16 protein-coding genes, 1 tRNA gene, 1 rRNA gene, 1 other RNA gene and 1 other annotated feature are annotated in these 14,907 nt (G+C 37.0%); of the genes, 4 read left to right on the forward strand and 15 right to left on the reverse strand.

Going from position 1 to position 14,907, the window contains the following annotated elements; all coding sequences use genetic code 11:
- Positions 1-255: 255 nt before the first annotated feature.
- The 7 genes from J7Q84_RS17885 to tadA all read right to left on the reverse strand — a co-directional run bounded on the left by J7Q84_RS17885 (position 256) and on the right by tadA (position 4,483).
- On the reverse strand, positions 256-522 hold the full coding sequence (locus tag J7Q84_RS17885) for a pro-sigmaK processing inhibitor BofA family protein (protein WP_209096560.1): 267 nt from the start codon (positions 520-522) through the stop codon (positions 256-258).
- Between the two features lie 74 nt (positions 523-596).
- Positions 597-818, reverse strand: a complete 222-nt coding sequence (locus tag J7Q84_RS17890) for a YaaL family protein (RefSeq protein ID WP_209096562.1) — start codon at positions 816-818, stop codon at positions 597-599.
- 27 nt (positions 819-845) lie between these two features.
- Positions 846-1,442, reverse strand: coding sequence for a recombination mediator RecR (gene recR / locus J7Q84_RS17895; protein WP_209096564.1), 597 nt, complete (start codon positions 1,440-1,442; stop codon positions 846-848).
- Positions 1,443-1,455: 13 nt separating this feature from the next.
- Positions 1,456-1,785 carry a YbaB/EbfC family nucleoid-associated protein gene (locus J7Q84_RS17900; RefSeq protein WP_209096566.1) on the reverse strand — a complete coding sequence of 110 codons (330 nt, stop codon included), beginning with the start codon at positions 1,783-1,785 and terminating at the stop codon, positions 1,456-1,458.
- 19 nt (positions 1,786-1,804) lie between these two features.
- Positions 1,805-3,481: a DNA polymerase III subunit gamma/tau gene (gene dnaX / locus J7Q84_RS17905; RefSeq protein WP_209096569.1), complete on the reverse strand. Its 1,677-nt coding sequence runs from the start codon at positions 3,479-3,481 to the stop codon at positions 1,805-1,807.
- Between the two features lie 168 nt (positions 3,482-3,649).
- An RNA gene (gene ffs / locus J7Q84_RS17910) (signal recognition particle sRNA large type) lies at positions 3,650-3,914 on the reverse strand.
- A 77-nt stretch (positions 3,915-3,991) separates the two neighbouring features.
- Positions 3,992-4,483, reverse strand: a complete 492-nt coding sequence (gene tadA / locus J7Q84_RS17915) for a tRNA adenosine(34) deaminase TadA (protein WP_209096571.1) — start codon at positions 4,481-4,483, stop codon at positions 3,992-3,994.
- An 86-nt stretch (positions 4,484-4,569) separates the two neighbouring features.
- On the opposite strand from tadA, the gene J7Q84_RS17920 reads away from it, so the two are divergent.
- The 3 genes from J7Q84_RS17920 (at position 4,570) to J7Q84_RS17930 (ending at position 6,574) form a co-directional block, all read left to right on the forward strand.
- The gene (locus J7Q84_RS17920; RefSeq protein ID WP_209096594.1) at positions 4,570-5,127 is read left to right on the forward strand and encodes a cysteine hydrolase family protein; all 558 of its coding nucleotides are present in this window, start codon (positions 4,570-4,572) and stop codon (positions 5,125-5,127) included.
- A 140-nt stretch (positions 5,128-5,267) separates the two neighbouring features.
- Positions 5,268-5,909, forward strand: coding sequence for a deoxynucleoside kinase (locus tag J7Q84_RS17925; protein WP_209096573.1), 642 nt, complete (start codon positions 5,268-5,270; stop codon positions 5,907-5,909).
- Positions 5,906-6,574, forward strand: coding sequence for a deoxynucleoside kinase (locus J7Q84_RS17930; protein ID WP_209096576.1), 669 nt, complete (start codon positions 5,906-5,908; stop codon positions 6,572-6,574). Before J7Q84_RS17925 ends, J7Q84_RS17930 begins: the two co-directional genes overlap by 4 nt.
- A 17-nt stretch (positions 6,575-6,591) precedes the next feature.
- Here J7Q84_RS17930 and J7Q84_RS17935 read toward each other — a convergent pair whose 3' ends face one another.
- From J7Q84_RS17935 to guaB, 7 genes are all read right to left on the reverse strand, one after another.
- Positions 6,592-6,954, reverse strand: a complete 363-nt coding sequence (locus J7Q84_RS17935; protein ID WP_209096578.1) for a helix-turn-helix domain-containing protein — start codon at positions 6,952-6,954, stop codon at positions 6,592-6,594.
- 182 nt (positions 6,955-7,136) lie between these two features.
- Positions 7,137-7,229: transfer RNA gene (locus J7Q84_RS17940), tRNA-Ser, on the reverse strand.
- 93 nt (positions 7,230-7,322) lie between these two features.
- The gene (gene serS / locus J7Q84_RS17945) at positions 7,323-8,597 is read right to left on the reverse strand and encodes a serine--tRNA ligase (RefSeq protein WP_209096580.1); all 1,275 of its coding nucleotides are present in this window, start codon (positions 8,595-8,597) and stop codon (positions 7,323-7,325) included.
- A 52-nt stretch (positions 8,598-8,649) separates the two neighbouring features.
- Positions 8,650-8,862: a binding site (T-box leader), on the reverse strand.
- Positions 8,863-8,913: 51 nt separating this feature from the next.
- Positions 8,914-9,504 carry a pyridoxal 5'-phosphate synthase glutaminase subunit PdxT gene (gene pdxT / locus J7Q84_RS17950; protein ID WP_209096582.1) on the reverse strand — a complete coding sequence of 197 codons (591 nt, stop codon included), beginning with the start codon at positions 9,502-9,504 and terminating at the stop codon, positions 8,914-8,916.
- An 18-nt stretch (positions 9,505-9,522) separates the two neighbouring features.
- Positions 9,523-10,410, reverse strand: a complete 888-nt coding sequence (gene pdxS, locus J7Q84_RS17955) for a pyridoxal 5'-phosphate synthase lyase subunit PdxS (RefSeq protein ID WP_209096595.1) — start codon at positions 10,408-10,410, stop codon at positions 9,523-9,525.
- Positions 10,411-10,744: 334 nt separating this feature from the next.
- Complete coding sequence (locus J7Q84_RS17960; protein WP_209096584.1) at positions 10,745-12,061, reverse strand: D-alanyl-D-alanine carboxypeptidase family protein; 1,317 nt, start codon at positions 12,059-12,061, stop codon at positions 10,745-10,747.
- Positions 12,062-12,160: 99 nt separating this feature from the next.
- Positions 12,161-13,624: an IMP dehydrogenase gene (gene guaB, locus J7Q84_RS17965; protein ID WP_209096592.1), complete on the reverse strand. Its 1,464-nt coding sequence runs from the start codon at positions 13,622-13,624 to the stop codon at positions 12,161-12,163.
- A 118-nt stretch (positions 13,625-13,742) separates the two neighbouring features.
- Between guaB and J7Q84_RS17970 the strand changes: the two genes are divergently transcribed.
- Complete coding sequence (locus J7Q84_RS17970; protein ID WP_209096593.1) at positions 13,743-14,720, forward strand: YaaC family protein; 978 nt, start codon at positions 13,743-13,745, stop codon at positions 14,718-14,720.
- 98 nt (positions 14,721-14,818) lie between these two features.
- Here the strand turns inward: J7Q84_RS17970 and rrf are convergent.
- Positions 14,819-14,907, reverse strand: a 5S ribosomal RNA gene (rrf, locus tag J7Q84_RS17975); the annotation flags it as partial.

The following is a 14,907-nucleotide window of genomic DNA, read 5'->3' on the forward strand; positions in this document are numbered from 1 at the left end:
GTTCGTCCTGAGCCAGGATCAAACTCTCCATAAAAGTGTTTGACTTGCTCATTTAAAACTTGACGTTTGTTTCTTGTTTTGTTCAGTTTTCAAAGTTCATGTATCGCTCATCAGCGACTTTAATAATTTAACATAACATTTACTCTGTGTCAACGTTTAATTTCTTATGTCGTTGACGACGCTTATTAATATATCATACCTATTTTTATTGGTCAATATTTTTTTAAAAAAATAAGAGAACATATACATGTTCCCTTAAACAAGAATATATAGTTGAATCACTGTTAATGCAAGTAAACCTGGAATCCCTAAAAATCCGCATATTGAAGAAGTAACAAGGTTAATAGGGATATGGAGATTAACTTGGGGTCCGATTACATTTAAACAAAATAAAAGCAGTGCCCCCACTAATACTTTAACAACGCTATTGCCTATAAATCGAATTGGCTTTATTGGTGCACCTATAAATAGCAGCAATCCTATAACCACAACGACACTCGAAATAATTATGACATGGCTCAATCCTTCTCTCCCTTTCCATTGTGATAACTTGTACTACTATTTGTATGTAACAGAGAGAAAAAAAGACCATACCCTTATCTCTTTATCATTATCACCTTTCGATTCTTTGCTTCACGTAGCATATAAAAATATTTAGCCTCTACAATAGACAAATGACAAAGAACTTCATATGATGGCTCTAAACTATTTTCAACAATTCGTTTTTCTCTAAGCCATTCCTGCTTTAATTGTTCTAATAATATAACGAGATTCTCATCAAACTCTTTTCGTAAATATCCTTTTCTACGAAAGAACATAAGCCGCCTCCTAACAAAACACCTCTACTATAGCTCTCGTCTTCCTTCTAAAGCTTTGGAAAGGGTAACCTCATCAGCATACTCTAAATCTCCCCCTACAGGGAGACCATGAGCAATACGAGTTACTTTGATTCCAGTTGGCTTTAATAGACGGGAGATATACATAGCAGTAGCTTCCCCTTCAATATTAGGATTAGTCGCAAGAATCACTTCTTGAATCGTATCATCTTGCAATCGTTTAAGAAGTTCAGGTATTTTGATATCCTCTGGCCCTACTCCTTCCATCGGAGAAATAGCCCCATGCAACACATGATAAACCCCTTGATATTCCTTCATCTTTTCCATGGCAATAACATCTTTTGGTTCTTGTACAATACACACAGTAGATTTATCTCGATGAGAGTCATCACAAATGTAACAAGGATCACGATCAGTAATATGACCGCATACTGAACAATATGTTAGATTACGTTTCGCGTTTACTAGCGACTTAGCAAAATCTAATACGTCGTCTTCTTTCATATTTAGTACAAAAAAAGCCAGTCGAACGGCCGTTTTAGGGCCGATGCCTGGCAATTTCATAAAGCTGTCTATCAACTTTGAAATCGGTTCTGGATAATGCATTTATATATGCCTCCTAGAATAAACCGCCTGGTAAGTTCATTCCTTTTGTAAATTGCCCCATTGTTGATGCTGTAAGCTCCTCTGCTTTTTTCAATGCATCATTGGTTGCAGCAAGCACTAAATCCTGTAGCATTTCAATATCATCAGGATCTACAACCTCTTCTTTAATTTTCACTTCTAAAACTTGCTTATGACCACTTACAACTACCGTTACCATTCCTCCGCCAGCAGTTCCTTCAATTGTTTTTTGACCTAATTCTTCTTGTGCCTCTTCCATTTTCTTTTGCATTTTTTGCATTTGTTTTAACATGTTATTCATGTTACCCATTCCGCCACGCATCATATTATATTCCTCCTTAAAATTATTCTTTTATTTCGAGCAAATGCTCTCCTACCAATTTTATAGCTTCATCCACTAAAGGATTTGCTTCCTGCTCTTCCTCTCTTGGTTCGCTTTCTAGGAAGTCTTCTCGTATTTTTCCCCATTCTGATTCTGGAATTGCTATCATATTGAGTCTTTTCCCTAGCATACCAGATAATAGCCTCTGTATTATACCTAAAACTTCTGCATTCTCACTTGCCATTTTACAATGAATTTCATATTTAAATGCAAGTACATAAGAATCAACAGAAGCAGCTACCGGTTCACTACTAGCTAATAAAGCTGCATAGGATACTTTACTTTGTTGCTTAAGTTGTTCCAACAACTCGCTCCATACACCTTTTAATTGCTCTAAATCCTTACGAGTGGCCTTTTTTAGTACTTCATGTATGCGTCCTATCGGCAACCGCATTCCAGTACGAGCAGGTTTAGATGGTTTTCGTTCGGACGTTTGCTCAATAGACTCTTGTGAAATCAGTACTCCATTTTGCTTTATTTCCTTTAATTCTTGTTCAAGCTCTTGGATACGCTGAAATACCTGCTCCAACTGACTTGAACTTTGGCTAGTTAATAAAAACTGCTGACACAGCTTAACAATTACAACTTCTAGAAAAATTCTTGGATGGTTGGTCCACTTCATTTCCTGCTGACTTTTACTAAGAAGGTGAATCACTTCATAGATAGTAGATGCAGTTATTTTTTCACTCAATGTCTGGAACTCTATATCGACAATTACTCTCTCTAACAAATCTTGAAGATCGGGTGATGTTTGATAAAGCAGCATATCACGATAATAATAGATAAAGTCTTCCATAAAACGAAGAGGGTCTTTCCCCTGATCCATCATCTGGCCCACTATGCGTAATGCTTCTGGTACATCATTTTCGTATACACATTTTACTAATTTCGCCATATGTTGTTGCGAAACGGAACCTGTTACTGCTAATACATCTTGTACCGTTACCAATCCATCACTGTAAGAAATAGCTTGATCAATCAAGCTCAGCGCATCACGCATTCCACCTTCTGCCGCTCGTGCAACAACTTGAAGTGCTGTTTCTTCAACTTGTACCCCCTCATTATTCAACACAGTTTTTAAACGGGATACAATATGTTGCACAGAGATTTTACGAAACTCAAAGCGCTGACATCTTGAAATGATAGTAGGTGGTATTTTATGAGACTCCGTTGTTGCTAAAATAAAAATAACATGCTTAGGAGGTTCTTCAAGCGTTTTTAACAAAGCATTAAATGCACCGATAGATAGCATATGTACTTCATCAATAATATACACCTTATAACGAACAGCGTTAGGAGCATATTTAACCTTATCACGAATTTCACGAATTTCATCTACACCATTATTAGAAGCCGCATCAATCTCTAACACATCAGAAATTGTACCATTAGTAATCCCTAAACAAGATGGACATTGATTACATGGTTCCGCTGCAGGCCCTCGTTCACAGTTAATAGCTTTGGCAAAAATTTTTGCTGCTGTTGTTTTTCCAGTTCCACGCGGTCCTGAAAACAAGTAAGCATGAGAAATCTTATTTTGAAGAAGGGCATTTTGTAATGTTTTTGTTACGTGTTCTTGACCGACAACATCTTCAAACTGTTGCGGTCTCCATATTCGATAAAGCGCTTGATATGCCACGAAAGTACTGCCTCCTTCAAAGGTTATATCTCATTTATTATACATTATTATTAGTATGTATTCCAAAGTTATTTCCAAACACCACGTAACTTCCACCAACACTTATTGATGCCAGATAAAAATAAAACTCACTCCATATAGAGTGAGTAATTATTTGTATAATAACTGCCGTGCACCTTCTGTCGATTATGTGCCATAAGCGTTACTCAAGCAGTTAGCTCAGTCCAGGCACCCCTGCGGCACACGAGAGATTCCGCTTATTGCTGCTTCCTTCCGGACCTGACAAGGTTCACGGATTCTCGTTGCGCAGGACCCAGACGTCAACACCACTTACTTGAGGCAGACCCTACAGCATCATAACCTCGAGAAGGAATTCGGCCTCGCTAGAGCGGATTGCGAGTACAGGGCACCGCTACCTCCCCGCTTAGCACGGCAAAGTTAAAACCATATTTAGTTTGCCTTATTGAAGGCATTATCAGTATAACTTTTTTGTAAAAAAAAAGCAATGTATTACGTACAAGTATTTTTATCCATCTTTTCCTGTTTCTTTTTCTGGCGAAGCTCCCGAAAGAAATTTGTGAGCAGTGAGCTGCATTCATCTTCTAAGACACCGGCTACTACCTCTGCTTGATGATTAAAGCGGCTCTCATCAAGCAAGTTCATTAAAGTACCTGCACATCCGCCTTTAGGATCTTTAGCACCATAAACTACACGTTTTATACGTGATAACATAATAGCTCCTGCACACATGGGACAAGGCTCCAATGTTACATATAAAGTAGCTTGTTCTAATCGCCAACTCCCCAAACTTTTACAGGCTGCATCCACCGCAAGGAGTTCTGCATGCGCAATTGAACGCTGCTCTGTTTCCCTTAAATTATGAGCACTGCTAATTACCCTATCTTCAAGTACAATTACAGCACCAATCGGTACTTCGTTTATTTCCCTTGCTTTTTTTGCTTCCTTAATAGCAAGCCTCATAAAATATTCATCGCGTTCCATGATAATTCATTCCTTTTTTCTAAACAAATAAGTTTCTGCTTTATAGTCAAACTATAACCAAATAGAAAGGAGACGGAAAGATGAACATAAATAATACCGCCCTGCTTATTATTGACATGATCAACGATTTTAACTTCCAACATGGTCCTTCTCTAGCGAACAAATGTTATGCAATAGCAGATAACATTTTATATATCAAACATTTTCTCAAGCAACATCAGGCTCCTATCATCTACATTAATGACCATTATGGAATTTGGCAAGCCAATATGGATAAAATCATCGTAAACTGTAAAAATGAATTGAGTTCTCCTATTTTTTCAAAAATCCAGCCTGATGATGATGATTATTTTTTAATTAAACCTCATTATTCAGCATTTTATGAAACTCCCTTAAACAGCTTACTAGGATATTTAAAAATCGAAAACGTCATTTTGACAGGAATCGCTGGAAATATATGTGTGTTATTCACCGCAAATGATGCACATATGAGAAATTATAAACTGTATGTTCCAAAAGATTGTATTGCTTCCAACGATGACAAGGATAATAATCATGCATTGACAGTAATGGAAAATGTACTAAAAGCGAATATTCAAGATTCTTCAAATATAAAAAGCTTATTTAATCACCCTTCCCACTAAGACAGCTTTTTCAGTGTATGTTTAATTTTTCTAATAGGGTTTTTAAAAATATTTGGTCCGTTCCTTCCAGTCTTATGCTACAATAATCCTGTTTTGATTTTTTGTACGTCTTTTGACGCCCTTTATGAGGAGGAGCAACGATGGCAGTTATACCTTTTATCACGGTTGAAGGACCAATTGGTGTTGGAAAAACTTCACTGGCAAAATCTATTTCAAACCATTTCCAAATGAACCTACTTAAAGAAATTGTTGATGAGAATCCTTTTTTAGGAAAATTTTATGAAGATATACAAGAATGGAGTTTTCAAACAGAGATGTTTTTTCTCTGTAATAGATATAAACAAATCGAAGACATTCAAACAAAATACTTAAAGAAAAATATGCCGGTAGTAGCGGATTATCATATTTTCAAAAATCTTATCTTCGCCAAACGTTCATTACAGCAAAAACAATATAATAAATACATCCAAATTTATGATATTCTTACGAAAGACATGCCGGCTCCAAATGTTATCGTCTATTTGACAGCCAGCCTGAACACGTTACAAGAGCGAATTGCTATACGGGGACGTGAGTTCGAAAAGAATATTGACCCCAACTATCTTATACAACTCATTTCGGATTATGAAACAGCAATGGAGAACTTCAAACTAACCCACCCTGACATCCCTGTGCTAAAATTCAACGGTGATGATTTAGATTTCGTAAACAACAGAAATGATTGGCAGTACATTATATCGATGTTGGAAAATACCTTAAAAAAGGAGATTAAACAACAATGAACCTTAGAGAAAAATACGACATCCCAAATGATGCAGTAATTACAATTGCTGGTACGGTAGGCGTAGGAAAATCCACAATGACAAACGCAATTGCAAAATCCCTCGGATACCGTACTTCTTTTGAGAAAGTGGACTTAAACCCATATTTAGATAAATTTTATGCAGACTTCACACGCTGGAGCTTTCATTTGCAGATTTACTTTTTAGCAGAACGTTTTAAAGAGCAAAAACGAATTTTTGAATATGGTGGGGGATTTATTCAAGATCGCTCTATTTATGAAGATACAGGTATCTTTGCCAAAATGCATTTTGAAAAAGGAACAATGACAGAAATTGACTATGAAACATATACAAGTTTATTTGATGCTATGGTCATGACACCGTATTTTCCTCATCCAAATTTATTAATTTACCTAGAAGGATCTTTTGAGGATATTATTGACCGTATTCGTGAACGAGGGCGTCCAATGGAACAGCAAACTCCTCTTGAGTACTGGAAGGAAATGCATGAACGCTATGAAGCATGGATAAATAATTTTAATGCTTGCCCTGTATTAAGATTAAATATCAACGAATATGACATTGTTCAAAATGAAGAATCAATTGAACCGATCATCAAAAAAATAGGACATTTCTTACAACAAACAAAAAGATTAGTGAGATAAATAAAAATCCGTGCAGATTACTGCACGGATTTTTTCATATTACGCTTTGTCGGCGCAATAATTTCTTCTTCTGTTTTTCCTACGTTAATACGTTGCCGTACAGTACTTGTACTTAAACCGTATGCTTCTGATATTTCTTTTACTGTCATTTCTTTTCCATTAATAACAGCTGTCATCATTTTACCCTTACGTACAGGTTTCTTTTGGACTGATTCGTCATGTTTACACGTACATCCGCATAGTTTACGAAATGCTTCTTGACTTACTATATTCGATACATTAAATGTACTATTCAAAATACGATTCTGCTTGCAAACAGGGCACTGAACATAATAAAGTGTTTTTTCTGGTAAAGGAAATGTTTGTATAATGATATCCATTTTGACTCCTTTCATGCATAATACAAGAATAATGAATAAACTAAACTGTATGCTCTTTGATTATACACGTTGCACTAAAATTTTTAAATTTGTTCAAATTTAGTCCCATAAAACAAAAACTCGTTACGCTAGGTAACGAGTTTTTCAATCTCCACTTATATGCGCTTTTGTCAATGGTATTATGGCGGAGGAAGAGGGATTCGAACCCCCGCGCGGCTCGCACCGCCTGTCGGTTTTCAAGACCGATCCCTTCAGCCAGACTTGGGTATTCCTCCTTATTGACATAAGAAATTATACTAAAACTTATTTCATGCGTCAAGCATAAAATATAAATAAGAGAAGAGGATATTCCCTTCCCTTATTTATCATTATTGTATCACTTCTTTGCTTCCCATATACGGTCGAAGTACTTCTGGAATAATTACAGATCCATCTTCTTGCTGATAATTTTCTAAGATAGCAGCTACTGTACGACCAATTGCAAGACCTGAACCATTTAGCGTATGAACATGTTCTGGCTTTCCATTTGCAGCTCGACGGAAGCGAATATTCGCACGACGTGCTTGGAAGCTTTCAAAATTACTGCAAGAAGAAATTTCACGATATGTTCCATAGCTTGGGATCCATACTTCAATGTCATATTTTTTTGCAGCTGTAAATCCTAAATCTGCTGTACACATGCTCATTACACGGTACGGAAGCCCCAGAAGCTGTAATACACGCTCCGCATTATTTGTAAGTTTTTCTAACTCTGCGTAAGAATCCTCGGGCTTCACAAATTTTACAAGCTCTACTTTATTAAATTGATGCTGGCGGATCAATCCGCGTGTATCACGTCCTGCAGAACCCGCCTCTGAACGGAAGCATGCACTAAATGCTGCGTATTGAATTGGCAGCTCCTCACCATTCAAAATTTCATCGCGATGCAAGTTAGTCACAGGAACCTCTGCTGTTGGAATTAAAAAATAGTCTTCACTTTCTATTCTGAATGCGTCTTCTTCAAATTTTGGCAGTTGTCCTGTTCCTGTCATGCTTTCACGATTTACTATATATGGAGGTAGAATTTCTTGATAACCATGCTCCTCTGTATGTAAATCTAACATAAAGTTAAATAAAGCACGTTCTAGTCTCGCTCCTAGACCTTTATAAAATACAAAACGACTTCCTGTGACTTTACCTGCACGTTCAAAATCTAAAATACTTAAGTTTGTAGCAATATCCCAATGTGGCTTTGGCTCAAATCCAAAGTCTTTAATCTCTCCCCACTTTCGGATTTCCACATTATCATCCTCTGTTTCCCCTACTGGGACTGATTCATGCGGGATATTTGGAATTGTAAGCATGAGGCGCTCTAAATCTTCTTCTACCACACGAAGTTCATCGTCAAGATCTTTAATTTTTGTTCCTACTTCACGCATTTCTAAAATTAAAGCTTCTGCATCCTTCTTCTCACGCTTTAATATAGAGATTTGCTGAGATACTTCATTACGCTTGCTTTTTAACTCCTCTGTTTGCACTAAAAGTTCTCTTCTCCTAATGTCCAAATCTTCAAATCGTCCAAAATCTGCTAAATCTTCTCCTCTATGCTGTAATTTTGCCTTTACTTCCTCAAAATTAGCACGAAGAAATTTAATATCTAACATGTTTCAAAACCTCCTTGTCTTTTTAAACAAAATAAAAAACTCCCGTCCCTTAAAAAGGGACGAGAGTTAACCCGCGTTGCCACCCTAATTGAAGGCATATGCCTTCCTCTTAGCAGAATATAACGGCTCTTCGCCGGAAGTGCTTACTATTTGTTCCGCACTTCACTCTAGGATGGATTCACAAGGTTCTTCTGTCGATTTTCACCTTCCACCGACTCTCTGAAAGAAGAAAACACTTGTTACTGCTTCCTATCAACGTATTATAGATATAAGTTTATCCTCAATTTACTATAATGTTTATCAACTTGCAAGAAACTTATACCACTTTTTTTATTTTTGCTTCCTTTGCCATCTCTACAAAGTAAGCTGCCATACGGTGATCGTCTGTTAATTCAGGATGGAAAGACGCTGCTAGCAAATGTCCTTGACGAACAGCCACCATTCGTTCTCCATGGGTAGAAAGCACTTCTACTTCCTCACCTATACTTACAACATACGGAGCACGAATGAACACGCCAATAAAGTCTTCCCCCACATCCTTAATCGAAAGCGGCACTTCAAAGCTTTCACGCTGTCTTCCAAACGCATTTCGCTCTACTGTAATATCCATTACACCAATATGTGCCTCTTCGTAGCCCACAAGGTTCTTTGCGAGTAAAATCATACCTGCACAAGTACCAAACATCGGCTTTTCTTCACGGGCAAATTGACGTAAAGGTTCCATGAAGCCATACTTGTCAATTAAACGACGCATAGTTGTACTTTCTCCACCCGGCAAGATTAAACCATCAATTTCTTGAAGTTGTTCTATCGTTTTTATTACTATACCTTTTGCACCTGAAGCTTCTACTGCCTTTATATGCTCACGAACAGCACCTTGCAGACCTAATACCCCAATTGTAATCATGTTGTAAACCCCTTTATATTACCAACCACGTTCTTGCATACGCTGTTCTGGTAATAAAGATGAAATTTCAATCCCCTTCATAGCGTTACCTAATCCTTTAGACAGGCTTGCAATCAATTCATAATCTTCATAGTGAGTTGTTGCTTCTACAATCGCACGAGCAAATTTAGCAGGATTTTCAGATTTAAAAATACCCGAACCCACGAACACACCATCTGCTCCTAATTGCATCATTAACGCAGCATCTGCTGGAGTCGCTACTCCACCTGCTGCAAAGTTTACAACTGGTAAATGTCCAAGACGCTTAATCTCTAATAAAACTTCATAAGGGGCACCAATTGTTTTAGCGTAAGTCATCAATTCGTCCTCACGCATAGCTGCTACCTGACGAATTTCAGAGTTTACCTGACGCATATGACGAACAGCTTCGACAATATTTCCTGTTCCCGGCTCTCCCTTTGTACGAAGCATGGAAGCGCCTTCTCCAATACGGCGTGCTGCTTCTCCTAAATCGCGACATCCGCATACAAACGGAACCGTATAATCACGTTTATTCAAGTGGAATACTTCATCTGCAGGTGTTAAGACTTCACTCTCGTCAATATAATCTACGCCTAAAGCCTCTAGCACGCGTGCTTCTACAATGTGACCAATACGGCATTTCGCCATAACCGGGATAGATACGGCACCCATTACCTCTTCTACAATTGTTGGATCTGCCATACGTGATACGCCGCCAGCTGCACGAATATCTGCAGGAACGCGCTCTAATGCCATTACAGCTACTGCCCCTGCTTCTTCTGCGATTTTAGCTTGCTCAGCGTTGATAACGTCCATTATAACGCCGCCTTTTTGCATTTCTGCCATCCCACGTTTTACACGCTCCGTACCTGTTACATTTAACATCATTAATACCCCTCTCTATATATTACTCCCTATAGATTTTCCTTATAAAATCAAGAATACTCTTACATTCTATCATTACTTATCACAGACTTGTCTACTATTTTTTTATCAACCAATCGTACAAAATCAAATGAAATCCAATCTGTTTAATCTGAATAAATATAAAGAAAGTAAATCTATGCAAGTTATTGAATAAACCAAAAATACGCTCAATGAAAGCAGTCTTATTTTTCCACTAATAAGACATGATGCACATCATCTTTATAGATGATTATGCCCTTCATCTCTTACTCCTATATTTTTAGTATACAAAAAATCCCCTGTAATCAGGGGATTAGAATATGCCTTTAATTGCATCTACTGCACTTGACCAAAGTCCGCCAAAGAAAGAACCTATTCCACGGAACATGAGTATGAACCAATTTGCTTTCTCGACACTCTTTTTGGTCACTACTTCTGTTTTCAGTTCAGAGCCGGAAACAAAACCAGCATCATCAGCTTCTGTGCTTTTTATAATCATATAGCCAACTTTTGTTTCTTTTTTAGTTGGAGCTTCTAATTCTTTCTTATTAAGTTTATAGCTCACTTTATACGGATTTTTCACGCCAATCGGTACCGGTACAACTACAGCTTTTTTTGTTGCAATAGAAACTTCTTTGTCTTTTCCTTTTGGTACTGAAATAGTTTTTTTACCTTTTAATTGATAGCCCGCTGGATATAATTCTTTTACCTCATAAGTAGTGAAGCCATAATCGAGAAGCTTTTTCGTTTCTGCAAAACGTGCAGCTTCAGAATTTGTTTTCATGACTACCGTGATTAAACGCATACCATTTTGTTCTGCTGTACCGGTAAAGCAGTATCCAGCAGCCGAAGTATGCCCCGTTTTGAGCCCATCTACACCAGTATAAGTATATCCTAATCCAGGAAGCATTTTGTTCCAATTGATCATTGTTATCGGGTATTTTCCGTTCTCTCGGAAGATTTTCACAGGAATTGCAGCTGTACTTAATACATCTGGATATTCTTTTATTAAATATCGAGCCAACACAGCACAATCTTTGGCAGATAATATGTTCTCACCCGTAGCATTTTCTCCAAGTGGACCTTTTCCTTTTAAATCCTCATTAGTTAAACCTGTAGAATTAACAAATTTTGCACTTGTAAGTCCTAATTCTTTTGCTTTAGCATTCATCATTTTGACGAAGTTTGCTTCAGTGCCGCCAATAAGTTCAGCTAACGCAATTGTTGCCCCATTAGCTGAATAAATTGCCATTGCTTCGTATAATTCCTGAACTGTATAAGTTCCTTGATTCTCTAAAGGAACATTCGACAATTGACGGTCCTGTGAAATTTCATAAGCATATTCAGATATAGTTGTCTTTCGATCCCACTTTATTTTTCCTTGTTTAACTGCCTCATGAACAAGATATTCTGTCATCATTTTAGTCATACTAGCAATTGGTAATGCAGTATCTTGGTTTTTTTGGAATAAAATTTTTCCTGAATCTGCTTCAATCATAATAACAGCTTCAGCTTGAATATCTAACGCACCTTGTGCAAAAGTTAATTTAGGTTGATATGTAAAAATACTGCACAATAGCGCAAACACACTCAAAACGACAAATAATCGAGTTTGAAAAGAAACTTTCACATTGCTACCTCCAATTTAAAAATTCTCACATAAGCGTTATTCTAACACACTTCAAAAAAAATAGACAGAGATAGACTATCTCTGTCAAGAAATGTAATATTACAATGAATAGTTCGGTGCTTCTTTTGTTATTTGTACATCATGAGGGTGACTTTCTCTCAGACCTGCACCGGACATGCGAATAAATTGTGAATTGTCACGTAAAAACTCTAAATTCTGAGCACCGCAGTAGCCCATACCTGAACGCAATCCACCAATTAGCTGATCAACCGTATCGGAAAGAGGTCCTTTATAAGGAACTCGTCCTTCAATGCCTTCAGGAACAAGTTTTTTATTTCCTTCTTGGAAATAGCGATCCTTACTTCCTTTTTCCATCGCTCCTACTGATCCCATACCACGATATACTTTAAATCGGCGGCCTTGGAAAATTTCTGTTTCTCCAGGACTTTCAGAAACACCAGCAAAAATACTTCCTAACATAACTACATGAGCTCCAGCAGCTAAAGCCTTTACGATATCTCCAGAATATTTAATACCTCCGTCTGCAATCACTGGTACTCCATGCTTGCGTGCTTCTGTAGCACAATCATATACCGCTGTTAATTGAGGGACACCAACCCCTGCAATAACACGAGTTGTACAGATTGATCCAGGTCCTATTCCTACTTTAATAATGTTAGCCCCTGCTTCAATTAGTTCGCGTGTTGCTTCTGCTGTCGCTACGTTACCTGCGATAATATTCAGTTTAGGATACTTAGTTCGAATTTCACTTACCTTTTCTATTACACCTTTAGAGTGACCATGAGCAGTATCAACTACAATTACATCTACATTTGCTTTTACAAGTGCATCTATTCGAAGCATAGCATCTGCTGTAACACCCACAGCAGCACCTACTAAAAGACGCCCCTGTTTATCTTTTGCTGAATTAGGGAATTCAATAACCTTTTCAATATCTTTAATTGTAATTAAACCTTTTAATACACCGTCTTTATCAACTAGAGGAAGCTTTTCAATTTTATGCTTTTGTAAAATCTTTTCTGCTTCGCTTAATGTTGTTCCAACTGGAGCAGTAATTAGATTTTCTTTTGTCATAACATCTGAAATTTTAATGGAATAATCTTGTATGAAACGTAAATCACGGTTTGTTAGAATACCAACTAATTTTTGTTCGGATTCGTTATTTACGATTGGAACACCGGAAATACGATATTTCCCCATTAAATGTTCTGCATCGTATACTTGATGATCTGGAGTTAAGAAGAATGGGTCTGTGATAACGCCACTTTCAGAGCGTTTTACTTTGTCAACTTGCTCAGCTTGCTGCTCAATAGACATGTTTTTGTGGATAATCCCTAAGCCACCTTGACGAGCCATTGCAATAGCCATTTCGCCTTCTGTTACTGTATCCATTCCAGCACTGATAAGCGGAATATTTAACTGTAATGTATCAGATAAAACAGTCTTTATGCATACTTCACGTGGCAGAACTTCTGATTTTGCAGGAACCAATAATACATCATCAAACGTTAAACCTTCTTTTACAAATTTACTTTCCCACATACAATTACTCCCCCTATGATTCCTAAAATATTATTAGTAGATTAACAATTGGATAAAATACTGTCAAGGAAGTATGTATATGTTAGAATATTTAGTTTATTAAAGGAGCCATTTAATTATGATGAATAACGAATCTACTTGGCATAAATTAAGCTTTTTTATTTCTTCTTCCAACACACAAAATTATCTCTATAATTGCTATAAAAAATTAGGACTTGCAGAAGCAGAAAAAAAAAGTTTCGAAAATTGTTACCCTTTTATCTATTATTTAGAACATGGAAAAAATTATTATGATCTCTCACGTCTGTCACCTTTATCTATCAAGCCTGTTCTTTTATTTTACGGCATGATTCAACTGTTTAAAGCCTGCTTGCTCACAGTAGATCCAGAGTATCCAGAATCCACTTCTGTTTTGGCTCATGGAGCTACTACTAGGAAACGAAAAAAACAAAGTTATGAGTTTTTGCAGGATGAAGTAAAGATTCAAAAACTTGGACTATTCACTCATATTGGAGAAAAAATGTTCCACATGAAACATTTAGAGGGAGAAAAATTTACAATGGAAATGCTGCTAAAAAGAATTCCAGAGTTAGTGGATCTATTTAAATATAGTAAACGGGTTTCCCTCTTTTATGAGCTCGAGAAATTAAATGCCCACACTTTGTCTATCCCAATAGAAGTATTAGATAGTTATCATATGACTAAGGATCGATTGGTTGACTACATAGAAAATACTTGCCATCATTTACAGTGGAAATATGTACAATCTACAGACGAAGGAAAGTATTTATCATTTCACATCTCCCATTCAAATTGGAATGCGCTAAGCTGTTCACCACTAGCATATGAATTATATAAACAAAAGTATTTTCTACCAATGGAACGCCAGCAGATGAACTGTTTCCCAGAATTATTAGCTCATTATTTATTAATGTATAACCTTAGTATGATTTCACGTTATGAAACAGAATGGTGGAGTGACCTACTCCATAGCTATTCAACAGAGGATTACCCCTTTATTCAACAATTTTTATCTATTTCAACAGAAAAAGTTCCCTATTTTATTTATTTATATCTATTACAAAATCCTTATTGATACAAAAATATTTTCAAGGAAATAAATACTCGTCTCGAGTATAGATGATAATTAAAATCAAACACAAAAAAACCAGTCGATTTGACTGGTTTTTGCTCGCCTAGCGACGTCCTACTCTCACAGGGACAAGGTCCCAACTACCATCGGCGCTGAAGAGCTTAACTTCCGTGTTCGGAATGGGAACGGG

Source organism: Bacillus sp. 165 (assembly GCF_017742235.1).
Lineage (GTDB): Bacteria > Bacillota > Bacilli > Bacillales > Bacillaceae_G > JAGHKQ01.

Coding starts and splice junctions, on each gene's coding strand:
- J7Q84_RS17925 (WP_209096573.1), top strand. CDS start 5,268: ATGGCAGTTATACCTTTTATCACGGTTGAAGGACCAATTGGTGTTGGA.
- recR (WP_209096564.1), bottom strand. CDS start 1,442: ATGCATTATCCAGAACCGATTTCAAAGTTGATAGACAGCTTTATGAAA.
- J7Q84_RS17935 (WP_209096578.1), bottom strand. CDS start 6,954: ATGGATATCATTATACAAACATTTCCTTTACCAGAAAAAACACTTTAT.
- pdxS (WP_209096595.1), bottom strand. CDS start 10,410: ATGTTAAATGTAACAGGTACGGAGCGTGTAAAACGTGGGATGGCAGAA.
- serS (WP_209096580.1), bottom strand. CDS start 8,597: ATGTTAGATATTAAATTTCTTCGTGCTAATTTTGAGGAAGTAAAGGCA.
- guaB (WP_209096592.1), bottom strand. CDS start 13,624: ATGTGGGAAAGTAAATTTGTAAAAGAAGGTTTAACGTTTGATGATGTA.
- tadA (WP_209096571.1), bottom strand. CDS start 4,483: ATGGAACGCGATGAATATTTTATGAGGCTTGCTATTAAGGAAGCAAAA.
- J7Q84_RS17930 (WP_209096576.1), top strand. CDS start 5,906: ATGAACCTTAGAGAAAAATACGACATCCCAAATGATGCAGTAATTACA.
- J7Q84_RS17900 (WP_209096566.1), bottom strand. CDS start 1,785: ATGATGCGTGGCGGAATGGGTAACATGAATAACATGTTAAAACAAATG.
- pdxT (WP_209096582.1), bottom strand. CDS start 9,504: ATGATTACAATTGGGGTATTAGGTCTGCAAGGTGCTGTTCGTGAGCAT.
- J7Q84_RS17890 (WP_209096562.1), bottom strand. CDS start 818: ATGTTCTTTCGTAGAAAAGGATATTTACGAAAAGAGTTTGATGAGAAT.
- J7Q84_RS17970 (WP_209096593.1), top strand. CDS start 13,743: ATGATGAATAACGAATCTACTTGGCATAAATTAAGCTTTTTTATTTCT.